A 24,404-nucleotide genomic window follows, 5' to 3' on the forward strand; every position below is an offset into this window, starting at 1 on the left:
GCACATCAACGGAGCGGAATCCAGGTCGGTGGATCGCCACGTTGAGGCCGGTTGGCCCCGACCGGATTCGAGGCGTACGGCGAGATCAGGGTGGCCGTACCGCGGCCGAGGTGATCGCGGAGCTGGACCGAATGCCCACCGCCGGGCGGTAGACGCGGGCCATGACGGGCAGGCCGAACCCCGCCGCCGATGGTGACCTACCCCGCCGGGCCGTCAGACTTGGTCCGGCGGGTGGATGAGGGCAACGGCCAGTAGCCGACCGTCCGATGCCCGTCGCGGGCACGTACCAGCGTGTCCTCGCCTACCTGCAGTACCGGGGCGCAGCGCGCCACCTGCGCGGGCGCCGCCGGGCCACCGGCCTCCCAGCCGGAGATGACTGGCGCGGGCAGCACGGCGGCCTCGGCGACCTGCGCCAGGCTGAGGCCCAGCTCGGCGCGGCGATGCCGCAGGAACGCGGCCAGGGTGGTGAGTGTGGCCAGGTGCCGGGCGCGGGCGGCCAGCGCCGGCACCAGTCCGGGGTCGACCGGCGGCGGGGTTTCGTTGATCGGGTCGAACAGCAGCTCAGGGCCGCCGGTGGTATAGGTGGTGACGACCTTCGCGGCCAGGTCGGTGAGCATCCGTATCGTCCACAGTCGGGCGTCACCGTCGCTGAGGTCGGCGTTTAGCCTCCACGCGGCTGTCTGCCCGTCGATGCAGAAGTCCGTGTCGACGATGAGCATCTCGCCGGCGACGGTGGCCCGCTGGCCGGACATCCATACCCGGGCCGGGTGCAGCGTGGGCGTGTCGATGAACGCGACGAGCAGGTCGTGCAGGGCGCGGGCCATTCCCACCGCACATGCGCGGTCGAAGAAGCGGTGCTGCGCGAGACCGACGAACACCTCGAACCGCTCGTCGAGCAGGTCCGGCGCCGGAGCCGGCTCCGGAAGGTCCGCGGTCTGCGCGGTGGATGCGGCGAACCGCAACGCCGGGGAGTGCTCCCGCAGCGCCGCCAGCACCCCTGCGGGGTAGCCGCGATCGGCTGGGCGGGGTCGCAGGTTCGCGAACGTGTCGAACCAGGACGGGGGACGCAGGTCCCCGGTGTGCAGCCACTGCGCCACCGGATGGTCTGGGTCGTCGACCGCGTCGGCCAGCACCATGTCGTAGGCCATCAGGACGTCCTCGTCCTGGAAGAACACCTCCCGCATGAGGTCGAACTGCCGGTGCCGGGGCGACCACGCCGGCTGCGGCGGTAGACCCAGGTCGGCGAAGTACGCGGTGTCGTCGGCCTCGTCCAGCAGCGCCGCCGCCTCACACAGGATGAGGTGCAGGGCAACCTCTTCGGCGTTGCAGCGCGGCAGCGGCGCCCGCCGCTCGCGGAGGTCATCGGCCAGGTCGCCGACGGCCCGTACCATCGCCAGCCGCCACGCCTGGCTCTGCCGGTCACACAACGAGGGCAGGTTGACCAGGAACCTGCCGGTCTCGTACCAGCCGCCGTCGTTGTCCTCCTCGCGCACCAGAGGCGCGTCGCCGTATCGGACCACCTCGTCGTAGCCGACGCCAGCCAACTGCTCGGCCGCCACACGCAGCAGGGCAGCGGCCTGCGGGGTCAGCACCTCGGCCAGCACCCGGTACTCCACCACACCCCGGTATTCGTCGGTATAGGCAGCCCACGGATCGACCCGCGCGGTGTAGCCGAGCAGGTCCGCAGCCCTTGCGAAGCCGCCGTCGGGCTCGGCGGACCCGCCGCCGAGACGCTCGCCCACCCATCGGGGATGCCCGCGTTGCGGGTCGCGGGCGGTGGTGATCGTGTACGGCGAGTACCAGTATCGCGGTGCGTCCCATCCCTCAGCGGGCTCCCGGGCCTGGTCTTCGTCTTCCGTGGCGGCTTCGCTGATGCTGTAGTGCGCGTCGTGGACGACGAACGCCTCGAACGCGGTCTCCCAGCACGGCGGCCGGTAGCGCTCCTCGTCGGTGGCCACGCGAATGCCTAACTCGGCGAGCTGCGCGTCCGAGCAGGCCAGAAGGTGCGCGGCCCGGTCGAGCATGATCTGCAGTGCCCACCGCTCCCCGGTGCACCGCGGTAGCGGAGCCAGGCCTGCTTCCAGGTCAGCGGCCAGATCGTCAAAGCAGCGGGCCCACGCCAGCCGCCACGTCCGGTCCTGCCGGTCGCACATCGTGGGCAGGTGCGCGAAGACCGTTCCGGTGGCCTTCTTCGAACGCCGGTTCAGGGGCTTGTCTCCAAGGGTGAACGCGTCCCGGTAGGCCAGCACCGCCAACTGCCGGCCCGCGACCGCCACCATCCGCGCCGCGAAACCCGGCAACACCTCGTCCAAGTCGCGGTTGTCGTAGTCGTAATCCTCGACATGCTGCGTGTAGGCCGCGTATGCATCCACCATCACCGCCATGGCCAACCCCGCATGCACATGTCATCGGCACTGGGAACGCGCCTGAACGAACCGGGCCGCGCTGGCGCCGCGATCGCGTCGCAGGTCGTGCGCCGACCCGGCCGGGGCCGAGATGAGGTGCTCCCACCGACCGTCAGGTACCGGCACGGCTCGACCGGGCGGCCGCTGGTACTACCAGAGCGTCCAGCGCCACCGCCCGGACTCCACGAACCGTGCATGGGCAGGCGCGGCGACCCGGCTACCGCAACGGCCCTCACTCGATCGAGACAGGCGACCCCGCCGACAACTGTCGCGGACAACAGATGAGCGTCCATATCCGGCACGACCCCATCCTTCCCCACGGCCCCAGGCCGCGCCTCACCACACAACGACCTGGCCCGCCACGGGCAACGGCACCGCACGCACCGCACGCACCGCACGGACGCGGCGATCGGGCGTAACCCGCATGCACGATCACCGTAGTCGCGCCCCGGACGACGAACCGCGCGAGCGCGCCGAAGATATCGACGCCGCGACTTCGGCCAGGCCGACCGCCACGACGGCCACACAACACGCTGGAGAAACGCGCCGAAAACGCCCCAGTTCACCGGCACGGTCCTCAGTTCGGCACCACCTCGGGTCAACGGTCACCGAGATCCGGCTGACGACGTGGACCGACCCCGAAAGCCATACGGACACTTGAGGCGGCCATCAAGATCTTCGGGACCGACCCAAGAAATGAGCCAACTGATCCGTTGTCCCGCCTTCGCCGGCGCCGACGCCCGAGTAGGAGTCGAACCAATGTGGCAGCGGGTGCGGCATCGGATCGGCACCGGCCAACCATGCTGCGGTGTGCTCGTCCCAGAAATCGGCAACCCGCTGCCTGGGATCGGTCATGACGGCACGGTAGTCGCGGTTAAAGGAGCCCACCTTAGTCCGACCTGCACGTCATAGCCGAGCGCGGCGTCGATGTGATGGTGCAGGCTCAGGTCGACGATCCGGTCGTCGTGCGGGTGGAACGGCCGGCCGGGGTGTTCACCGAGGAGGGGTCCAAGCGAGTCGATCAGTGGCTTCCACAGGTTGGCCCAGTTGCGGGCCGGCCCGGTGCCAATCGTGACGTGCAGCGCGAGCGGACCCGCGGGTGCGGGTGTGACGCCATCGCGGATCAGGAGGTCTCGTAGGGCCCGCTTCCATTCCGGGCGGACGTAGGAGCCAGTGAGCCGGGCGGTGAACCGTGGCGCGGTCGCCGGTTTCGTGTCGGGTACCGCTGGTCCGGTGGCAAGCCAGGACCGGCCGCGGGTCTTGCGGCCGAACACCGCGGCGAAACGGGTAGCGCCCAGGTGTTGCGCCAGCGGGTACAGGTAGTTGTCCAGATCCCGACCATCGGTGTCCAGCGCGGTCCCGTCCGGCAGGCCGACGGTGAGCTCCACCGCGAACGGCCCGTCGCCGGTCAGCAGCGCCGACGTGCTGGCGTCGGCGTGGGCCAGAAATTGCGCGAGCCGCAGCTGGCTCGGCGCGCCGGTCCGGTCCCAGCTCGCCAGCTGCGGCGCCCAGGTCAGCCACACCCGGTTGCCGGGCCGCCGATACACCACCATCATCGCATCGTCGCCGTCACGCCCAACGACAGTGATCGGCCAACTGGCCAGTTCCGCGGCCGCGGCTGGGGTGGGCCGCTTGGGTACCTGTCCCCGGCCGGGTGAGGCTGAATGCTCCAGCGGCACAGGGAGGAGCGGGCGGGTCCGCGGCGGCCAGGCCGCAGTTGCTTGGCGTCCTACCATCGCTTCATGGCCGTTGACCCTGCCGCGCTGCACGGCGATCACCAGACCCTGTTCGCGGCACTTGCCCCCGACGGAACGACGACAAGCAACCCGACCTTGCAGAGGCGGCTCGGCTGGGACTCCGACCGGTACTTCCGCTCACGTGACGCGCTGGTCGACATGGGCCTGGTCGTGCGGGGCCGCGGCCGCGGCGGCGTCGTGCGGCGTGTCCTGGCTACGACGGCGGTCGAGGAGCGCACCGTCGCAGTGGTCGTCGACGCCGGAGCCGACGCGCTCACCACGGCCGCCACGGTCGAGGCAGTCATCAAGAACGAACTCGCCCTGTACGAGCCGATGCGTCGGGTGATCGCGCATGACTGGGCCAAAGACCACCGCCGTGACCCCCTCGCCGTGGAGGTCACCGCGTTGCAGGGCCGCCGAGTTACCGGTGGCACCTGGTCGCGGCCGGACATTGTCAGCGTCGAGGTCCGCACCTTCGCCTACGTGCCCGGCAAATACCTCGAGGTCGCCACCTTCGAGGTCAAGGCGGCCAACGCCATCAACGTTCAGGCGGTCTACGAAGCGCTCGCGCACCGTCGGGCCGCCACCCACTCCTACGTGCTGTTACACGTGCCAGCCGACCAGGCGGACAACCTCGAAGACGACGTCGCCGACGTCGCCGAAGCAGCGCGGGCCCACGGTATCGGCGTGGTCACCGCTGCGGATCCCCAGGATTACGACACGTGGGAGGAGCGCGAGGAAGCCCGCCGCGTCGAACCTGACCCAGAACGCCTCAACGCGTTCGTCGCCACCCAGCTCAACGACACCACCCGCGACCTCATCTCCCGGCGACTGCGGTAGCTGGAACCCTGGCTTCCACCCAGCGGGCGTAGCCGATACCCAGCACCACCCCGGGTGTTACCGGTTCACCCATACTGCAGCGACTAGCGCCGCTCGCGGTTCGATTTGCCGGCACGGGTGGCTCAGGTGGGCACCAGACCCGCGTCGGCGGTGGCACCGCGGCGGGCGGACACGATGCGGCGGAATCTCGGTCGCAGACACGGGTCGAATCTGTGGGATGCCGGCACGGCCGTATGTGTCTGGCAGGGTTAGGCTCGACGCCATGTCGGACTTGGTGGATCCGGAGCAGAACTCCCTACACGAGAACCACGAGCTCGCGGTCGCGCTCCAGGTCGACCATGACATTCCCGTCTGAGGGCGAAGCCAGCGTGGTGAGCGTTGATAGCTCCACCGCCGACCACGATCAGCCAGGACTGGTCGTCCGGTACGGACAGTTGAACGACGCCGAGCTACCCGAGGCTGGGCGAGCCGACCGGCTGGCGGACATGCTGGTGGAACTTGTGGCTGAGGCGGGCGTCGAGGGGCGCCGCGCCGTGTCCGTACTCGGCTCGCATCCGGCCGTGGCGCTGCATGTTGGCGGCGTGGCTTACCTCGTCACCGTCACGTGGTTTGCGGAGCCGGCGACACCTGCGCACGTGCGAGAACTTCAGCAGGCCGCGGCACGGCCTGGGGTACGGCTCGTCCTGCTGTCCATGTCGGGATTCACCGCCCCGCAGGAGGCCCAGCACGACAACGATCCCACCGTCGTGCTGCTGGATCGCTTCCACGTGGAGGCGATGCTATGCGGGCTGGCCACCGTTGCGGCAATTCTAGGGCGGGCTGGTGACCGGGCGCTGTTCGACCGGATCGGATACAGCAGCCTGACGGACCTGCTCGTCGACGCCGGACGGTCGGCACCGCCGGGGTTCCTCACACCCGATCGGCTGCCAGCTCCCTGGGACCTGCGCGCGGGCGCGGCCGCCGGTGTGCAGGTGCGGCACCTGCTCAGCGGTGAGGAGGGGTGGGGCGAACCGGTTGGCTTCGCCGTAACCGACGCCGCACAGCTGTTGGTCACCACGGCCGAGGGCATCGTCGAAGTCGACCCCAAGCGCGGCACTGCCCGGTGGCTGCTGCCGCTGGCCGGCTGCCGCGGCAACCCGCTACCCCGCCCGGCCGGCGGTGTGCTGACCCTATGCGGGCCGGCCGTCGTCGAGTGGAAGGATGGCGTACTCGTTCCGGTCGCGGGTGATCTCGGTGACGCCCGCGCGCTGCTCGCAGGCCCGGGCGGTGACCCGTGGGTGCTGTCCGGGTACGGCGCCGACTTCGGCTCGGGCATCGCGACCCTCGCGCTGACCCGCCTGGGCCGTCGCGCCGGTCAGCAGCAGCGCCGCAGCGTGGTCTTCAACGCCGACGTCCACACCGCTGGATGGCTCGGTGATCTACGGTTTTTCCTGGCCGCGGCTGGGCATTCCGCCGTGGTCGACCTGGCCCGCAGTAGCAGGGTTCGGCGGGAAGACTGGATAGAGACCCCACACCACAGCCCCGACCACCTCGTCGTCGCGGGCCCGCAGGTGGTCATCACCGCCTCGCCCAACGGTCGGGGAGTACACGCCACGGTGTACGGCACCGACCTCACTACCGGCACGAGCGAACTCATCGCCGAGGTCGCCAGTAACCGCGTCCACGGCCTGGCCTCATCGGGACCAGATGGCGAGCTGCTGATGCTCGGCGATGTGCGCGGCAACGACGTCCGCGTGCCGCGCCCAGTGATCGTCGCGATCGGCGATACGACGCCAACGCCCGCCCGCGCCGACGATGTGCCCGTCCAGAAACGTACGTCCGCATCAGTCGCGGGCCGCGTAGCGATCACGCCGGCCACACCGGATCCTGCTACCACGGCCGGACCATCCGAGCCGGCGTCATCGCCGGCGGCGCTCCCCGGACCGGCCGACCCGTTCGACCCGGTCCGTGTCGCCGCACGAGGACTCCGCACGGATTACCGCCTCGACCCGAGACCGATAGCCACAGGCGGGCAAGCCGTCGTGTTCGGTGCCGTCCACAAGCCGACGAACCTGCGGGTCGCGTTCAAGAAGCTGACCGTCCGCGGCCCGGACCAGGTTGCCCGGATGCGGCGCGAGGTCGAGGCCGCGCAGCTGTTCGGCTCTCATCCTCACGTGATGCCCATCCTCGACTTCAGCCCCGGCTACGACTGGTTCGTCATGCCCCTGGCCGACGACTCCGCACAGACGAGAGCGTCGCAGCTTGCCAGCCCGCAACGGCTGCGCGAACTGGTCACCGCCGTCTGCGAGGCCCTGCGCGAACCCCACCAACTTGGTTGGATACACCGCGACCTCAAGCCGGACAACATCCTCACTCACGACGGTCGGTGGATGGTCGCGGACTGGGGACTGGGCCGGCGCCCCCGCGGCCAGACCACCGACCCACACCGAACCCGCCTTGGCGGCCCGTTCGGCACCGAAGGGTTCGCCGCGCCAGAGCTGGGCGTCAACGCGCACATCGTTGGCCCGCGGGCCGATCTCTACAGCATCGGACAGATCATCGGCTGGGCACTGACCCAGAGGTGGCCGCAAGCCAACGTCCCACTTCTGCCACTGGCCGGGCCGTGGCGCATGATCATCAAGGCCATCACCGACCTCAATCCCGACCGGCGCCTCGGCAGCGTCGACGACCTCCTCACCCTTATGGCCCGCGAACTCGACGAGCCTCCGGCCTACCCGTCAACCAGGGAAAAGCACTCCTGGCGACCGCGGCCGGAGGCGACCAAGTGGCGCTCAGGGCGCTTCTGCAACTCGCCGCCCGCGCGCACGCCGACTACGAGCTGTACATGGATGTGCTGGTCAGCCTCGACGACGAGCAGACCCGCGCCGCCGTCTCCGCCGACGTACCGGCCGCCCGCGACGTGGTGCAGGCGGTACAGGACCTGCACACCGGTGGCCACGTCACACTGGAGTACAGCGACGTCGATCGACTCGTCACATGGCTGCTCGTCGTGGCCTACCACGCCGAGCAGATCGAAGAGTGGGACCTGCTCGAAGACACCGCCCAGGCCATCCTGTACCTGGACCGTTGGGACCGCTGGGACGTCCAACGCGACATCCACGCCTGGCTCGCTTCACGAACGGGACACGGCGCCGCGATCGTCGCCAACGTCCTACGACGCAACCCCGAAGTTCTCTCGCACTTCAGGAGTCTCGCCAGCAACGCAGCGGCCGACCATCGGATCCGATCGGCGATACGGGGGTCGGCCTAGCTATTCGGGGTTCGGATTGCGTCGGGGCACACGCTTCAACCCGCGACTGGTCGACGAACCGGTCGCGCTCGTTCCGAGCGGCATCGGCAGCAACGCCATTGCGATCTTCCGGCCAAAGTCGCCGGTGGCCGGATGGGCGGCCTGGCTGTGTGGCCGCACGGGGAGAGACACCGGACGAGGAGACTGCGTCAGCCCGGCCGAGCGTGGATGTCGGTCGCCCACGCCGGGGCGTCTCACTCCTTGATCGTTGGTACCGGCATGCCGGCCCTCGCCCGCCGAGTTGACTGTGCCCAGGCGGGCGTTGCGGTACGGTGGTCGCCCATGACTGGTCCGCAAGGCCCAATGCCTTCCCCGCCATTTCCCGATCCTGACTCGTCAGTGCTGAGAATGATCATCGAGAATGCGGTCAACGCGATGCGATCGGGCGAGGCAACCGCGGAAGCGGCGATCCTTCACGCCGCCGTACATGGCTGGTACGAAGGCCATATCCAGGGCGAGGACGCGTGCCCTGGGTGCGACTTCAGAGGCGACCTGCCGAAGCAGCAGGGACCGGGACATCCGAGGCGGGGCTGATGCGCTCAGCCATTGCTTCCACCGCCGGAAGGGCGCCGAGAGCGTGGGCGTGCCGTCCTTCTTGCCTCGACGTGAATACTTGATGTGGTGAGTGAGATAGTCCCGCGTGGGGCTGCGGTTGTGGGCCGGGCAGTTAACAGTGGAGCAGTGGCGCCTGGAGTGGCGGCGCTGTTCACGATGGCCGGAATCGGATTCGGCGACCCTGCCGTTGCAGCTCTGGGTGTACCCGCCGGCGCGGCGGTCGGTGCGGTCGCGGAGGAGATGGTGGACGTGGTCCACAGGCTGTTTTCGTCGCGCCGCGCGAACGTAGAGCGGTTCGCAGCGACCGTCGCCGACGAGGCAGGCGCGCCGCTGGAGGATCTGCTGCGGGCGGCGAGCCCGCGGGCGCTGGAGTTCTTGGCGCAGACGGTTGGGGCTGCGTCTCAGGCCGTTGACGACTGGAAGGTCGATGTGCTCGCTGCGGTCTGGGCACAGTCGATCGATGACGACGCGGCCGTCGATGATGGCCTGCTCGGCGTTGACGCGCTGCGACAGCTTGAGGTGTCGCACCTGCGGCTGCTGCGTATCCTCGAAACCGTCCGGTACGCCGTGGGGTGGGGTCCCGCCAGCCAAGCCAATCCGGAGCGGAAAGTCCTTCCGAGGCTCTTCATCGTCCGTCAGGATCCCGGGCTGGACCGCGCGTTTGATGTCTTGGCGGGCAAGCTGGTGAGTCTTGGTATGGCCAACTGGGAGTCTCTTAGGCTCAGTCAGCCCTCCCGGGTCCGTGGGATGGGTACGGAGGGCTTGACCGTAACAGGCGTTTGGTTCCCAATGCGCCGCCTACCTGGTTCGCCGGAACGAGAGCGCCGACGCTGGTACGCGGTGAGCGTTGGGAGACGCTGACCCCACTGGCATCGGAGCAACGTTCGGCGACAGGGGCGGCTCGGGTGGAGGCGGCTGGTGGCGTGCGTCGCCGGCCTCGCCGAGTCGGTGGCATCGAAGGCAGACCCGCAGCCCGCTGATCGGGTCCGCCGGCACCTCGGGATCCGGCTTGAAGTCGCGGGGAGCGACCTTCGACGGCCGCGCGGATAGGCGTAACTCGGGCGGTGATTACCGTGCAGGACCTGCCCGCCCGGGGGCGGCGGAAGATGTGGTCGGCCGCCTCCGACCCGCAGATTCGTGATCGATTCATATGATCAGCTCGAATTCGCGTCGGATCAACCGACGGCCCATGGAATCAGCTGGCTCTACAGTGTCCCGGTGCCAGAGAAGTTCGAGGTCGACCGTGTGGATCGCATAGCCGACATCCTCTTCGGAGTTGCTACTGCCAAAGGCGTGATCGGCTACGGCCCTCTCGCGAGGCGGGTCGACACCAGGCCGGACTTCCTCAGCCAGCCCTTGGACCAGGTGTCCCGCAGGGCTGCCGAGCAAGGGGAACCACTGTGGAGCGCGCTGGTGGTAGCGCGCGACAGCGGGCAGCCCAACTCCGGTTTCTACGGCAGGGCTCGCCGGATACGCCCCGAGTATGCCGACTTAGGCGACGACGAGATCTCGGCGAAAGAACGGGACCGGTGTTACGACGCGGCTTCGTAGTCGGTGACCAAGACGAAGGCGCCGCATCCGCACAAGGTGGCCGCTCGGCCGTTCGCCGGCGGGCCGGGCCACCTGCTCCGCTCCGGATGCCACAAGCGCCGCTGGCTGCCGTTGCGAAAGCCGCCCGGCGAGGGCCGGTGGCGGCGGTCCCGTCCGACTGGCGATGATGATGGGCGCTGACAGCCCGTTGCAGGGCCGGTACTCGCGGCCGGCGTCGAGCCGGCGTCCGACGGCCACCCGACTGGTCGGCTGAGGGCCGTGCGGCGCGGGACTGTCTATCCGGTGTTGCTGTGGCTGGTCCTGACACTCGGCGTTGCCGGGATCTGGGCCCGCTTCGGTGAGGGTACGGTCACAACGATCGTCGGACTGCTCTCGGCGCTGATCGCGATGTTTCCGTTGTCCGCGGTCTGGAAGCAGCGCTGGTTCTCCACCGGCCGGCCGAGCACGCCCCGACAGGTGCTCCAGGCATCGCGCGAGCTGCGCCGAGCGATCCTTGCGTTGTGGGAGGAGGAGGCGGCTCGACGCCGGTTCCGGCATAGCCACGACCAGATCTCCGTCCGGTGGACGCGCGACACCAGCTCTGCGGGGCGGGTCGGCGAAGGGCTGTCCCTCGACGGCGCGCTGGATTCGCTCAGGGGTACGCGCAGAGCCCGACCGGCCTCGTCGTGGTTGGGGATCCCGGCTCCGGAAAGAGCAGCCTCTGTGTCCTGCTGACACTTCGCCTGTTGCACGACTCGCCGGCCGAACGGCTACCAGTCCTGCTCCAGATCGGCTCCTGGGATCCTCGGGAGAGCCTGCGCACCTGGATGGTGCGCGCGATGGAGTTGGACTACGACCTGCTCCGTGACGAGCAGCGGTTCGGCTCGAGCGCCGCCGAGGAGCTGATCAGGCAGGGCCGGGTGCTGCCGATCCTGGACGGGCTCGACGAGCTCGCCGACGAGCGGCGGACGGCCGCCCTGGAGGCGATCTACAGTGATCCGATCTCCGCCCGGCCGTTCGTGCTCACCTGCCGCAGCAAGGAGTATGCAAGCGCCGGCGCCAACCGCCTCGGCCAGCTGGCGACCGTGGTACACCTGCGTTCGGTCGCGCACACCGCTGTTGCGGACTACCTCGCTGCGAGTGCGGATCCGGGACGGTGGGAGCCGCTTCTGGGCGAGTTGGCACGGCGACCCGACGGCCCGCTGGCGACAACGCTGGCCAACCCGCTAATGCTCTTCCTGGCCCGCGCGGCGTACGAGCCGGCGACGACGGTGCCGATGGAGCTGCTCGACGAGGACCGGTTCGACGAACCCGACCGCATCCGGCAGCACCTGCTGGACAGCTTCGTACCCACCGTCTTCCGACAACCCGCACCGCATGGCGGCCGCGGGCCGGGCGTGCCTTCACGACAGTGGGATCCCCGCCGCGCCGAGCATTGGCTGGCTTACCTTGCCGCATGGGTGCGGGACGCCGGAACCGGCGAAAACCTGGACTGGTGGAGGCTACAGAACGTGGTGCCCCGACGCGTCTTCGTGGCGATCGGCGCCGTGCTCGGTCCTGCGTTCTGCGGCCCGCTGGGCCTACTGGCCTTCGGCCTGTTCGGCGCGGGCCGCTTCGGGCTGTTCTTCGGCGTCGCCATCGGGGCTGTCGGCGGGATCGGGTCCGCCGGCGTCCGCCTGGCAGCACCGCGCCGGTTCAGACCGCGAATCATCCTGCGGGACGAGGTCACGTCCGGCCGGATCGTGGAGGACATCGGCTTCGTCGTGGTCGGTGTTCTCGTCGGTGCGGTGCCAGTTGGCCTGTTATATGGCCCGCTGCCCGCGATCATTATCGGCATTCTCTGGGGCCTCGTGTTCGTCGCCGTTCGCCGATTCATCGCGCCAACAGCACCCCGAGAGGCAGTCAGCCCTGGCGGCGTGGCCCGCAGCGACCGGGACACAGTGGTTTATACCGTCGCGCTCGGCGGGATCGTTGGCCTTCTCGTAGGGGGCTTCCTCAGCAGCTTCCTGAATAGCACCTACACGGCCGGGTTCGTCACCCGGCTGAGCCCCGTCGAACGGGGCATCCTTGGCGCCGCGACCGGGCTACTCCTTGGCGCCTGCGGGCTCGGAGTGCTGATCCTCGCGACCAGTTCGTGGGGCCGGTTCGTCACCACCCGCATCTACCTGGCGATCCACGGCAGCACTCCGCTACGGTTAATGACCTTTCTGGACGACGCCCACCGGCTCGGCGTCCTGCGCCAGGTCGGCCCGCACTACCAGTTTCGCCACGTGTTCCTCCGAGACCGCCTCGCACGCTTAGGCCTGCAGAACGCGTCTACCCACAGATCTCAACCCGGCAACCGCTAACCCGGCCTTCCTCGGACAGGGCCGCGATCTTCCGCTAAGCCCACAAGCAACCTAACGACGATGGCGGGTAGCGGACCGGTCGTGGTCGGCACGCACATGTACCCCGCCTGGCTGATGCGAGTTCTATCCGGGCCGCCTCTGCTGCGGACGGGGCGGAGCGATGAATAGGCTCTGCGGATGGACAGCGGCCACAAACACAACCGGCGGGCGAAGGTAACAGCCGAGGCCATCATCGAGATTACGGATGAGGCCGCGCTGATCAAGGCAGCCATCGCTGATATGGAGAACGCCGAGTTCGCCGTCGACGGCGAAGGCGAGGGGTACCGAGCCAAGATCGAAGCTGACCCGGTCGCCGCGGTCGGCTGGCTTGCCGATGCGCACGGTCTGCTCCTGGACGTACCGGGTGCGCAGATCATCCGTGCCGAGGACAAGACGGTCGAAGTCGATGAGGTCGGCCTAGAGGTGTCCGGCGGGCCAGACTTCGCGGCGCTGTTCCCTATCTGCCGGTGCGGACGGGACTCGTGCGACACTTGCGCCGGTTACCAGCTGACGCCACGCACCGCGGCCGTGCTGTGGACAGTCGCGCAGATCCTCGCCGACCAGGGGTACGACGATGTGATCGAGCATGGCGACCAGCCAGCCGTCGACGACAACAGCTGGGCCTTGTTCGACCGGTACCCGCGGATCACCTGGCAGCAGGACGCGGTGTGGCGCAGGCAGGCTGCCCGCGCCTATGACGACCTGACCGAGGACCTTGAGGCAGGCCGGCCTCCGCGCCCGACCTGCCCGGCCGAGGAGATGGCGCTACATCTGATCCTCGAGGACGCGCCGACCGCGGTCGACGACGGCTGGGCTGGGCTGGAAGAGACGCTGCCGCACCTGCCCGAGCATCCCGACGACTGCGATTGGGACCTGGCAGGTGACGTGCTCTTCCAGGACAACGACATCCTTGGCCTGTTCGAGATCGAGATGGACGGCATCGAAGATCCCGACGGTGATCACAACCGGGCGATCGGGATGGGTGACTATCGGCCACAAGCCTGGTTCCGCACCTTCCTGAACATGCATCCGCGAGACGGACGCAGACCGTTCCGGCGATAGACCGACACCTCCAACCGCCCACAAACCTCACGATCGCACGGAACCTGGTGACCAGCTGACCGCTGCTGGCGCTTGCGCGGGCAGCCGCGCATCGACAGTTACCGGATCTGGTCAACCGCTGCGATCATGATCTGCAGCTGTTGCGCGGTCTCCAGGTTGCCGCGCTCGGTGAGCGTGCGCAGCGCGTCCTGGACAACCTGCATCGTCGTGCACGGTGTACAGGGCTACCCCGGTGGCAGCCACCAAGACGAGGTCGTCGGTGTCGACCGCCTCGCTCAGCCAGGTGCGCATGACGTCCAGGTGCCCGGAGCGGGCCAGCGGAAGTGCCATCGCGCCCAGCGGGGTCTTGTTCCCGGCGTCGGCGGCGGCCCCGAATGCCGCGTGCAGAGTCTCGGTGTCCCCCGCCTCGGCGTAAAGGCGGCCACGGCCTCGCGATACTGTCCAATCGGGTGCACGGTCTGTCCATCGTGTTGAGTGGTTGGGCGAACATCTCGGTCGGTTCGACCGGATCATCCGATGAGACGGATACGTTTCGTCGAATCCGACCCCACGGGGCCGTTGCTATTGTCGCGCAAAAGTCGAATCACAGTTCGATGGGGTCGTATGCGCGACAGACTGTACGACGCGGTGTTGCATGCTCTTCTTGAGGAGATATCTGTCCAGTTCCTCGAACGGCGTAAAGACGCCATAGGGCTGGTCACCCTCGAAGACGTATCCGCGCACGCCCAGAGGTCCGCGCCGGTTTCCGAGGGCGCCCAAGAGGAGCCAACCCGGCGGCGGATGCTGGTCCTCGTTCGCTATCTCGTCATGGCGCATGGCGACGTCTTCGGATTGGAGGCCGGCGCCTTGGCGCTGCGAGCCACGGTTACCCGCGACCGCAGCGCTGTTCGCTGGGTCGTGCAGTCGTTCGGGAGCAGGGTTCATCGGCAACTCGCGCGGATCACCGGTCGGGTCGACGACAACAGTGGCGAATGTCCGTATTCGTTACCGATGTCGCCGCCCTCCGGCGAGTCCGCCGACGGCGGAGCACCTCCGCTTGAGGATTTCTTCCGGGGTTTCGAAGAGGAGATAGCGCGCATGCGACTCGGTGGAGCGGCGGACTTCAGATGAATGGGATCGTCGTACCTCCGCGATTCGCCCGGCAGATCCGCCTGCACCTCGTCGGGAACTTTCTCGACCTCGCCTTAAGCCCGGTCATCTGCGGCATCTTCGGCCGTGCCGGAGACGGGAAGTCCGCGCAGCTCGCCGTCTGCCTGGCGCATGCGGAGACGCAGGTGTACCGGATAAACGCCAGTGACCTGGAGAGCGGGCTGGCGGGCGAGCCGGGAAAGCTCATCGCCCGTACCTACGCCGCCGCCTCGTTGGGGGTGGCCAAGAGCAAGCCGGCCGCGCTCGTCATTGAGGACGTCGACACCACCGTGGGTGAGTGGGAGCAGAATACCGGGACCGTGAATCATCAGCAGGTCCTCGCGGAGTTGATGCACATTGCCGACCGGCCGGTCGATCACGAGCGAAACAGCCCGGCCCGGGTGCCGATCTTCGTCACGGGCAACAACCTGGGCCGCCTGTATCCGCCGCTACGCCGACCCGGGCGAATGGTGGTGTTCGGCTGGCGGCCAACCGTCGACGAGCTACACGGGGTGGTCAGCCGGATATTCGCCGAAGTGGCCGCCCCACAGGTGATCGACGCCCTGGTGCGGGAGTTCCGCGACGAGCCGGTCGCCTTCTTCGCCGAGGTCCGGCGGCGCCTGCATACGGAGGCGGCGGCAGCGCTTCTCGGCGATCTGCCCCGTGACATGTGTGAGGTGCTCCAGATGAAAGCGCGCATGCGCGAACTGCTGGACCGCGGCTCGCCGGCAGACGGCTACGAGGTGCTCCGCGCGGCCAAGGAGGTTCGCGACGACCGGGAGTTGGCGTCACGTGACTTCCTTGACGGGACGGCGCGAGGAGGACGTCGATGAGCGTACGGACGTACACCTGGACGCAGACCCGTCTGGAGACGGTGCAGGACCAGTTCCGGTACCTTCTGGTGTACGGGTCGGTCGACGAGAGCAAGGCGGACAAGCTGCTTCTCGGGATCCACCGCCAAGAGTTCGAGGCGGTCGGCATCTTCGGGACCAATGCCTCCGGTCAGCGGGTCGTCGAGGTTGAGCTGGAGGTCGACTGGGAGCGGCACGGTCTGCTGACGCTCAGCGTGCCCACGCTGGTGGGCGAGCTGCCGGGGTGGCAGGAGCGGCAGGCACCCGAGATCCGGGTCGCGGGTCGCCGCTTCGCCGAGGTCGTCAAGCTCTTGGAGCTGACGACCTCCTTCTGGGTCCGGTTCGTGCCACAGGTCACCGAGGATCCGGCACTCCACGAGCAGCGTTGCGTTTTCTACGGCTTGGGCTTCCGAAGCGGCGTACCCGAGTGGGAGTCCACGCCGGAGGAACGGACCGAGACTTTCCTCGACCTGGGTGAGCTCGACGTGACAATCAGGCGTGCCAGTAATCCGTAGGTCGACCACGAGAGGTGCATGGGATGCCCCGATGGGTTCTGGCAGTGGTCTGCGCCGCCACCGGTGCCGCAGCGTCGCTACTCGTCGTCTGGCTTCTCGGCCAGAGCCTATCCCGGGCGGCGGAGTGGGTCGCGATCTTCGGCGTGGCCGTCTCGGTCGCGGCCCTCGTGGTCGCCGTCCTGACCTGGCGCCGTCCGGTTTCCCCGACGCCGAGATCCAAAAGTCCCCGCGGGGGCGCTCCCGGCACGCAGAACCGCTCCGTCCGTAACGTGCGGGGGAGCACGGTGGTGACCGGTGACGACAACAATCTCCGGGTCGATGGCGAGCGATGAGGGGGTCCGACCGGCACGTCGAGCATGTGCACGACAGCGTCGTGGTCACCGGCGACGGCAATGTCGTGCTGTTCGTCAGCGGTCGCGAGTTCGCGCGCGTGCCGATACCGCGCTCGGGCGACGGAGTGGAGCAACTGCTGTTCGGCCGGCACCGCTCGCGCGGGTCCGCGGTGTTTGGATCATGGCTGCGGCCGGACGCCGGCGTACTCGAGCCGCAGCCGCGGCCTGAGCTCGCGGAGCTCGCGGCGTGGTGCGCGGACGACCAGGCGCCCGTCGTCCGCCTGGTCTGCGGGGCGGGCGGCCAAGGCAAGACGTTTCTCGCGGCGCGGCTGTGCGAGCGGGTACGCGGTGAGGGGTGGCTGGCGGGCTTCGTTACCATGCCCCCGGCGAACTGGCGGGCCCTGTCCTCCCCGGACACGGCCGGTGTCGCGCTCCGGCGTGAACTGCTCCGGCTGCCGGAGCTGACCGCGGGCATCCACGCGGCCGTAGCGACAGGAACGCGGACGCTTCTCGTCGTGGACTATGCCGAGAACGTGGCACCAGTCGTCGCCGAGCTCCTGAACGCCGTCGCCGACGTGGACGGGTTCGCCTCCGTACGGATGCTGCTGCTGGCCCGCTCGGCCGACACCTGGTGGGATGAGCTGACCGTGGAACACCGCCACTACCGCTCTGTTCAGTCTGAGCCGGTCAAGCTGGAATCGCTCACCCGGAGCTTGACCCCGAGCCAGGTCGGCGATATCTGGCACCGTGCCGTCGAGACGTTCACTCAACGGGCGGCGGAACGCGGCCTCAAGCCTTCCCCCGCCGAACGCACGAGTGGTCCCCCGGCCACCCTCTCCACCACGCTCGACCTCTACGCGGGCGCGCTGCTGCAGGTGATTGATCCGATCGGAGGCACGGCGGCCAGGGGCGGGGACGCGCTGGCTCGCGTACTCGAACACGAGCGCCGGCAGGTCGCGCACGCATTCCGCGCGCAGCAGGTCGAGCTCAGCCCGCTTCGTCGTGATTGGGCCATGCTCACGGCGGCGCTGCGGCCGGCCGCTACGCTCAAGGAAGCCGCGCGGGCGCTCGGCTCGGTGCCCGCGCTGCACGGCCTCGACGACGCGGCGCTGCTCGGAGTCGCCGAGGTGCTGCACCGGCTCTACCCGCACGACGTCGGAACCGACGTATGGCAGGCGCCGCAGCCCGATCCGCTGGTTGACGTCCACCTGCGGCAGATGGCGACCAACGCTCCGAGCGACACCGAGTTTGTCGAGGCGCTCGCGGCGCTGTGCGGCGGTGGCGAGCTCGGCCCGGCCATGCACGCCGCCAAGGTGCTGCACCGGTGCTGGTCGAGCCTGGAGCCGGACGGGCGGTTCGCCGTGGCGCACCGCCGGATCGGCGGGGCGCTGCGCACACTGGTGCGGCGTTCGTCCGGCGGGTACGCGCCCGCGCTCACCGCACTCGACCCGAACGCCTTCGCGGCGGAGATCGTCGCGGCCGTCGAGGGCGAGTCAGCGGCCGGGCCGAGCCTGAGCGTCGCGGAGGTCACGCAGCTGGACCAGATGCTGAGGTCGATGGAGTCGACCTATACGCGTGGTGCGATCGCGGTCGCGGTGTCCAGGCGCCTCGTGGCCGCCACCCGCTGCGGCGAGCACGACACGCCCATCGAGCGAAGCCGGCACGCCGAGGAGCTCGGCGTACTCTCGCTCCGGCTCGCGGAGATCGGCGAGGCGAGGGAAAGTCTCGAGAGGATCCAGGAGGCGGTGGCCATCCGGCGGACCCTCGCCGCGAACGACCCACGGCGATACCGGGCCGCGCTCGCCGACTCGCTCTCCGACCTCTCCACGCGGCTGGACCGGGTGGGTATCCGCGACCATGGCCTTCTCGCCGCCGAGGAAGCCGTGGAGCTGTATCGGGCCGCCGTCGCCGACGATCGGCGGTACTGGCCATATCTCGCCGACAAGCTCAACGCCCTGTCCAACTGCCTGCGCGCGGTTGACCGGGACAGGAGCCTCGCCGCGAGCGAGGAGTCCGTCGAGATCTGTCGGCGGCTGGCCGACGCGGATGACGCCGCGCGGGCCGATCTCGCGATGGCGCTCAACAACCACTCCCTCAAGCTTGGCGGCTTCCAGCTTGTCGCGGAGAGCATGAAGGCCATCAGGGAGGCCACCGACATCTACCGCGCGCTCGCTGAGCGAAACCCGGCCGCCCACAGCCGAATGCTGAGCCGTGCCCTGCACAACCTCGCCCTCCGGCTGCGGGACTCGGACGAACCGGGAACGAGCTTGGATGCGTTCGACGAGGCCGTGGCGATGCGCCGGCGGCTCACCGGTAGCAGGTCCACCCGCGTCGCCCGGGCGGAGCTCGCCGCGTCGCTCGCCGCCCGGGCGACCGTGCTCCGCCTGCTCGGCCGGCGCGACGAGGGCATCGACAGCGCTCGCGAGGCGATCCACCTCTACCGGTCCGTGGTGGAACCGAACAGCCCCGCGTACCAGCCGAACTTCGCCGCCGCGCTCGTCGTCCTCGCGAGGAACTTGGCCCGGACCGATGACAAGGGTGAGGCGCTGGGCGCGCTCCAGGAGGCGTTGGCGATCCGCATGCAGCAGGTCGAGCAGGGCGATGTCGGTGCGCTACCGGAACTCGTCGACGTGCTCGGGCACCTCGCCGGCGTCGCCCAGGCGGGCGACGGCCGGCCGGACCTCTGGGCGGTCCACAACGCCGTTTCCGTCGTGCGGGAAGGCGCGAAGGCCGGCTCCACGGCCCACCTCGCCCGCGCGCTCGACTACCTTTCCCGCATCATGGCTGCCGCACACCAGCGGCAGGAGAGCGTGGCCGCGGCCGAAGAAGCAGCCGACCTCTGGGAGACGCTGGCGGCCGCCGAGCCTGGCCGGTACAGGAGTGACTTCCGGGCATCGATCCACGCGCTCGTCGCGCGCCTCATCCGGTTCGACCTTCCGGTCGACATTCTCGGAATGGCCGGACGGCTCAAGCACATTCCGAACGTCGGCGGGGCTGACGACGAGTCGCCGTCGCCAGTCGGATTGGTGCCCGCTCCAGCCTGATTAACTAGATGGGCTACCTTGCGGTGACCAGGACGGCCAGGGAGAACACTGTGGGCAGCTGGGGTTACGGACCTTTTGATGACGATACGGCGATGGACTTCATCGACGACCTGGCCGGCGGCCAGGCAATTGACGTCGTTCCCGCGCTACTTCGCACTCTTGAGCGCCTGACCGTACCGGGCGGCGCGCAGGACTACAGCCTGTCCGTCCAGGGCCTCGCTGAGCCCGTCCGGCCCGGACGGCTTGAACAGGCGTGGCCCGTACGCGGTGCCGGTCAGCGCGTTCCCGTCCGTGGAGAGACCGCGTAGCCGGGGTGCGTAGTGGGCGATCATGTCGAGGCCGTCGCGGCCGGCCAGGTACCACAGCGCTTCGGCGTGGCTGAAGACGATGTTCGGCCGGCGGGCGGCCAGGGACGGCGTCCGGGCGATCGGGTTGGCGATGGTGAAGCTGACGTTGGTCGCCTCGATGGCTGTCTTCCCACGGGTGGCGGTGGAGTAGCTGGGCCGGTGGTAGATGTCATCGAGCACGGCCAGGTAGGCGTCGGTGAAGGTAGCGAAGGTCGGTCCGGTGATCACGACAGCGCCTCCAGGAGCTTGACGGCGGTCGCGACCTGGGTTGAGCAGCGGAACGGCTCCAGGTAGCCCAGACAGGTGGCGATGAGGTCGGCGTGTTCGGTGGTGCCGGCGATGGACCGCAGCCAGGCCAGCTTCTCGATCACTTCGTGGCCGTCGCTGGCCCGCAGCTGCGGTGGCGCGTAGGCATCCAACGCCGTGGATCTCGGCCGGCACAAGCGGCAGGCAGCCGGCCAGCAGCGCCTCGAACCAGCGGGACGTCATGTGCCCGACCGCCGCGTACCGCTGCGCCAACAACAGCACCGTCGCCAGCGCGGCTCGGTGGATCTGCTCGACCTCGGCGTACCCACAGCGGCCGGTGAAGGTGACGTGCCGCCACGCCTCCGTGCGGGACCACTTCCCGACAACGCGGTGCGGGGTCGCTGCGGCGGCCGGGACGAAGCAGCGGTCGCGCTCGCCGGCGCCCTCGCAGCCGGTAGATCCTCGGCAACGAACACCCCACCACGCGGGCAACCGAAGAGGTTCTGCGGCGGCTCTACCAAGAAGGACAACAAGCCCGCCAGCAGTAGCCCTGCCAGACGCAGCTGAACATAACCCGCCCGGTGGGGTTCCGATGTCCTTGCCTCGAAGGCGCCGTCCTCGCCGAGGTCGCCTGGGCCGACGCCTGCCTTGAGGAACGCCTTCACCAGAGCCAGGACGCGTTGTCCCCGAGGCCTCGACGCCCCCGGCGATCACCGCCCTTACCAGCCACGCACGTCGAGGCGGAGACGGGCCACCAGACACAGACTCGAAACTACACCAACATCAATACCTCCAACATCCCTCACCCAGGTGAGTTCACTCGCACTGGTGAGGTCGGCCCGGGGCGCGGTGCCGGCCTCTCGGCCGGTCCGTTTCCCCGAGCCGCCTCCCGAACCCGGCGTGCCTGTTGGCCAGGCACCGGGCTCTCCACACGTCCCGGAGGGTTGCGGACGTTCCTCATGCTGTGCTGGGCCACGGCGTTGGGATCTTTGTCCGCCGGTAGAGGTAGCGCTTGGTGCGTATTGGCCGGATCGAAGAGGATCACGTCGCCGTTGGCGGGCCACCTGCCGTATCGGCGGCGTAGTGTCCGCCATGTGGCGTGTCGATGTTTGCGTCCTTGCCACCCGATGACCCGTTTCCACAGGTAGGCCCGCAGGTAGCGGAAGGTCGCGCTCGAACAGCCCCACTTGAAGTAGGCGGTCCACCCGCCCAGCATCTGGTTGAGCTGGAGCAGTAGCTCCACCAGCGGCTGGTTCGTGTTCTGCCAGCAGATCGCCTTCACCTTGGCCGTGACGGCGGCAAGCGCCTTCTTGGCCGGATAGACGTAGACGTAGTACTTGCTGGTGCCTCGCTTACGGTGGCGTTGGATACGCCAGCCGAGGAAGTCAAGGCTCTCATCGATGTGCGTAATCAGTGTCTTCGCCGGAGACAGGCGCAAGCCCATCCCGGCCAAGACCTCCGCTATCTCCTCACGGAGGGCTTCGGCGTGCGCCCGGGTGCCTGACACGGTCAGGCACCAGTCGTCCGCGTACCGACAGAGCCGGTAGTTGGGCAGACCTTGACGGCGACGCTTGGCTCGTTCGTAAGGGCTGGCGGCCGGACCTCCCGGCGCTCGGGCGATATGCTCGTCCAGCACTGACAAGGCCACGTTAGCCAGCAACGGTGAAAGGATGTTTCCCTGCGGTGTACCGGTGTGGGTGTCCCTGTGCACGCCGTCCTCGCTGAGGATGCCGGCCTTCAGGAACGCCTTCACCAAGGCCAGGACACGTGGCCTCCCCACCGGCGTCGCATAACCGGCTTCGAAGTTGACCCCACCTCCCGGCGATAGTCATGCGCTGCGCTCCGGCCCACATCCGCCAGGTTGGAGCCGGCGACACGCTTACGGAGCATCACCACTGGTTCCTCACGTACACCTTCTCGTCTCGCTTGCCGGATGCGGGCCGTCTGGCGGTACCGACCCGCTCCGTCGTTGTCAGGGCTGCTTACCACCCTCCCGCGCGCCTCCACGGTCGGGCTACCCTCTGCTTCACCTGCCTGCTGTGACAGACCAGCGGCGGGTCCTTTCATCCCGCCCGGTAAGTGATGGCGCCTCGCGGCGCACTGCGACCTCGTGTCGCACCCGAATTACGTGAGCGACGACAGCGCCGTCGCGTTCGACACCGACCCCCGGGTGCTGCAAACCATCGGCGAAGGGGCGTTCGGCGTCGGTGACGGCCGGCTCGGTTGGGTCCGGGTCGACCTGGCCGATCCGGCTTGGCCGAACAGGTGAGGCCCGACGCCCGGTTCGACGCGATCCCGGCGGCTGTCCGGTGGGCTACCCGCCGCTTCTCCGGAGGCTTTGATCGTGGTCTGATGGGGGAGCTTTGAGCCCAATTGGCTCTGGTCTGGGGGCGCGATATGACTGTCTTGAGGCTGCGCACGGTTGATCTGCCTGTAGGCGACCGGTTCGCGGCCTGGTGCGACCTCATGAGTGGCGGCGTCGTACCGATGATCCTGGAGAGTGAGTATCGGCGTGACTTCCGGGCATCTACGGAAATGCGTGACCTGGGTCTCGTGCAGCTTGTGAGAACCTCGTATCCACCGCTGCGTGGCCGGCGTACGGCGCCGCTGATCCGGCGGTCGGATCCCGAGTTGATGCTCCTGTCGCTCAACATTCGGGGTCGTCAGGTGACGCAGCGGCCGGATCACGAATGGGCGACCGGTCCGGGCGGCATCGTTATCAACAACACCTCGAGCTCGGCCACGGTGATCAACACGACGCGTGTGTTGCAGCTTGTGCTGCAACTGCCGCGATCGGTACTTGGGCGCGAGGAGCGCCGCCTCCAAACGATGTCAGTGGTGACCGACGGCGGCATCGGCGGCGCTCTGGCCTACGTCATGGCGGACTTGGCCAGGAACGCGGACCAGCATCCACCGGCTGTCGTGAGCCGGCTCTGCCTGACAGTTATCGATCTTCTGAATGGCGTGGCGCGGCTCGCCGCCGGGGCTCGGGAGCCGATATCGTCGGATGCTACCGGACGCATCCGTTACATGCAGGCGGTGCGTCACATCCTTCTCCGGCTGGGCGACCCGGCTCTAACGGTAGGTGCCGTGGCGAAGGCACTTGGCATCTCCACCCGCCATCTCGATCGCCTGTTTCGGGCCGAAGGGGCATCACCGGCGGAATGGATTCGTCGGGAGCGTCTGGCTCGGTGCCAGCAGGATCTGCTCGACCCGGCTCAGCAAGCATTGCCGGTCCTCGAGGTCGGCGCCCGTTGGGGATACCCCGACCCCACCACGTTCAGCCGCGTGTTTCGCCGTGAGTTCGGTTCACCGCCAGCGGAGTACCGACGCACCCATCGTCTCCTCCGGCGCCAAGCCGCGCACTGTGGGTCTGACCCGGTCTGACAGACATGAAAGGATCTGCGGACGACTGCCCACGGGAGGACGTTCCATCATGGACGGTATGGGTAACGGCGTCGGCAGCGTAGGGTGTTGCGCCGGAGTTTAAGGCGGAGATCGTCGACGTGTGCCGGCATGGGATCGCTTGATTGGGTGGGTCGCTAAGGTCTTCGATCTGACCGAGACTGCGGTACGCGAATGGGCGCGCGCCGGGCCGGCATCGATGCCGGAGTGGGCGTCGAGGGTCTGACCAGCGCCGAGCGCGTACGTGGCCGGCTGGTGGCGGCCATCTCTGGGCAAGAGGAGGTGGGCCGGTCGGTTATGATCCACCGGCTGATGTGACGCGGTTCCGGAATCGCTGGCCGTGCTGGCCGATGCTGGCGTGGAATGAATGGGTTGTCCCGCAAGGGATGTAGGTTGCGGCGGATGGTTTGCACGCTGCCAGTGAAGCCCATGGCGGTCAGTTCGGCGTGCAGGACGCCGGCGTCGGTGACTCCAGCGGTGAACGGGGGGTCAGGTGTTCGGTGTAGCCGTCCAGCAGGCTGGCTCGGTTGACCGCCTTAGACCAGCAGTTCGTCGAGGCTCGCGGCGCGGGCGAGCCGGCGCGCGGGCGAGCGGTCCAACTGCAGCTGTCGGCTGATCGCGCCCAGTGACGCGCCATCGGCGATGAGCTGCTGGACGGCGGTTTAGCGTTCCCGGGTCCGGTTGACCAGCGACCGTTCCCGGCCGCACACGTCGCGCGTGCCGTCCGGTTCG

19 protein-coding genes are annotated in these 24,404 nt (G+C 68.7%); 13 read left to right on the forward strand and 6 right to left on the reverse strand.

All coding sequences use genetic code 11. The annotated features are described in order from the left end of the window. Positions 1-197 precede the first annotated feature (197 nt). From RB614_RS24235 to RB614_RS24245, 3 genes are all read right to left on the reverse strand, one after another. Entirely contained in the window at positions 198-2,375 is a 2,178-nt protein-coding gene (locus tag RB614_RS24235; RefSeq protein WP_308714912.1) for a helix-turn-helix domain-containing protein, read from the reverse strand. Between the two features lie 699 nt (positions 2,376-3,074). Further along, positions 3,075-3,260 (reverse strand): hypothetical protein, encoded by a 186-nt coding sequence (locus tag RB614_RS24240; RefSeq protein ID WP_308714913.1) that lies wholly within the window; start codon positions 3,258-3,260, stop codon positions 3,075-3,077. After that, positions 3,257-4,084 (reverse strand): hypothetical protein, encoded by an 828-nt coding sequence (locus RB614_RS24245; RefSeq protein ID WP_308714914.1) that lies wholly within the window; start codon positions 4,082-4,084, stop codon positions 3,257-3,259. The genes RB614_RS24240 and RB614_RS24245 overlap by 4 nt, the downstream gene beginning before the upstream one ends. Before the next feature lie 63 nt (positions 4,085-4,147). Between RB614_RS24245 and RB614_RS24250 the strand changes: the two genes are divergently transcribed. From RB614_RS24250 to RB614_RS24300, 11 genes are all read left to right on the forward strand, one after another. Beyond that, positions 4,148-4,981, forward strand: a complete 834-nt coding sequence (locus RB614_RS24250; RefSeq protein ID WP_308714915.1) for a hypothetical protein — start codon at positions 4,148-4,150, stop codon at positions 4,979-4,981. A 338-nt stretch (positions 4,982-5,319) separates the two neighbouring features. After that, entirely contained in the window at positions 5,320-8,475 is a 3,156-nt protein-coding gene (locus RB614_RS24255; RefSeq protein WP_308714916.1) for a serine/threonine-protein kinase, read from the forward strand. A 416-nt stretch (positions 8,476-8,891) separates the two neighbouring features. Then, positions 8,892-9,686: a hypothetical protein gene (locus tag RB614_RS24260; protein ID WP_308714917.1), complete on the forward strand. Its 795-nt coding sequence runs from the start codon at positions 8,892-8,894 to the stop codon at positions 9,684-9,686. A gap of 357 nt (positions 9,687-10,043) precedes the next feature. Then, positions 10,044-10,376: a hypothetical protein gene (locus RB614_RS24265; protein ID WP_308714918.1), complete on the forward strand. Its 333-nt coding sequence runs from the start codon at positions 10,044-10,046 to the stop codon at positions 10,374-10,376. Positions 10,377-10,658: 282 nt separating this feature from the next. Next, entirely contained in the window at positions 10,659-11,090 is a 432-nt protein-coding gene (locus tag RB614_RS24270; RefSeq protein WP_308714919.1) for a hypothetical protein, read from the forward strand. Positions 11,091-11,194: 104 nt separating this feature from the next. Continuing rightward, positions 11,195-12,703 (forward strand): hypothetical protein, encoded by a 1,509-nt coding sequence (locus RB614_RS24275; RefSeq protein ID WP_308714920.1) that lies wholly within the window; start codon positions 11,195-11,197, stop codon positions 12,701-12,703. Positions 12,704-12,880: 177 nt separating this feature from the next. Then, the gene (locus RB614_RS24280; RefSeq protein WP_308714921.1) at positions 12,881-13,804 is read left to right on the forward strand and encodes a hypothetical protein; all 924 of its coding nucleotides are present in this window, start codon (positions 12,881-12,883) and stop codon (positions 13,802-13,804) included. Between the two features lie 603 nt (positions 13,805-14,407). Further along, complete coding sequence (locus RB614_RS24285) at positions 14,408-14,914, forward strand: hypothetical protein (protein ID WP_308714922.1); 507 nt, start codon at positions 14,408-14,410, stop codon at positions 14,912-14,914. Beyond that, positions 14,911-15,765 (forward strand): AAA family ATPase, encoded by an 855-nt coding sequence (locus RB614_RS24290; RefSeq protein ID WP_308714923.1) that lies wholly within the window; start codon positions 14,911-14,913, stop codon positions 15,763-15,765. The genes RB614_RS24285 and RB614_RS24290 overlap by 4 nt, the downstream gene beginning before the upstream one ends. Further along, entirely contained in the window at positions 15,762-16,298 is a 537-nt protein-coding gene (locus RB614_RS24295) for a hypothetical protein (protein WP_308714924.1), read from the forward strand. Before RB614_RS24290 ends, RB614_RS24295 begins: the two co-directional genes overlap by 4 nt. 328 nt (positions 16,299-16,626) lie before the next feature. Continuing rightward, the gene (locus RB614_RS24300) at positions 16,627-19,674 is read left to right on the forward strand and encodes a tetratricopeptide repeat protein (protein WP_308714925.1); all 3,048 of its coding nucleotides are present in this window, start codon (positions 16,627-16,629) and stop codon (positions 19,672-19,674) included. Positions 19,675-19,820: 146 nt separating this feature from the next. Here the strand turns inward: RB614_RS24300 and RB614_RS24305 are convergent, their stop codons facing one another. The 3 genes from RB614_RS24305 to RB614_RS24315 all read right to left on the reverse strand — a co-directional run bounded on the left by RB614_RS24305 (position 19,821) and on the right by RB614_RS24315 (position 22,020). Beyond that, a complete protein-coding gene (locus RB614_RS24305) occupies positions 19,821-20,249 on the reverse strand; it encodes a hypothetical protein (RefSeq protein ID WP_308714926.1) in 429 nt (142 codons plus the stop codon). Continuing rightward, the gene (locus tag RB614_RS24310) at positions 20,246-20,440 is read right to left on the reverse strand and encodes a hypothetical protein (protein WP_308714927.1); all 195 of its coding nucleotides are present in this window, start codon (positions 20,438-20,440) and stop codon (positions 20,246-20,248) included. The genes RB614_RS24305 and RB614_RS24310 overlap by 4 nt, the downstream gene beginning before the upstream one ends. Positions 20,441-21,069: 629 nt before the next feature. Further along, complete coding sequence (locus tag RB614_RS24315) at positions 21,070-22,020, reverse strand: group II intron maturase-specific domain-containing protein (protein ID WP_308714928.1); 951 nt, start codon at positions 22,018-22,020, stop codon at positions 21,070-21,072. Between the two features lie 375 nt (positions 22,021-22,395). Here RB614_RS24315 and RB614_RS24320 point away from each other — a divergent pair, with 375 nt between their 5' ends. Beyond that, a complete protein-coding gene (locus tag RB614_RS24320; protein ID WP_308714929.1) occupies positions 22,396-22,536 on the forward strand; it encodes a hypothetical protein in 141 nt (46 codons plus the stop codon). A 137-nt stretch (positions 22,537-22,673) separates the two neighbouring features. Next, a complete protein-coding gene (locus RB614_RS24325; RefSeq protein ID WP_308714930.1) occupies positions 22,674-23,654 on the forward strand; it encodes an AraC family transcriptional regulator in 981 nt (326 codons plus the stop codon). The last annotated feature ends 750 nt before the right edge of the window (positions 23,655-24,404 follow it).

The sequence above is a fragment of the Phytohabitans maris genome (assembly GCF_031085175.1).
GTDB classification, from domain to species: Bacteria; Actinomycetota; Actinomycetes; order Mycobacteriales; family Micromonosporaceae; genus Phytohabitans; species Phytohabitans maris.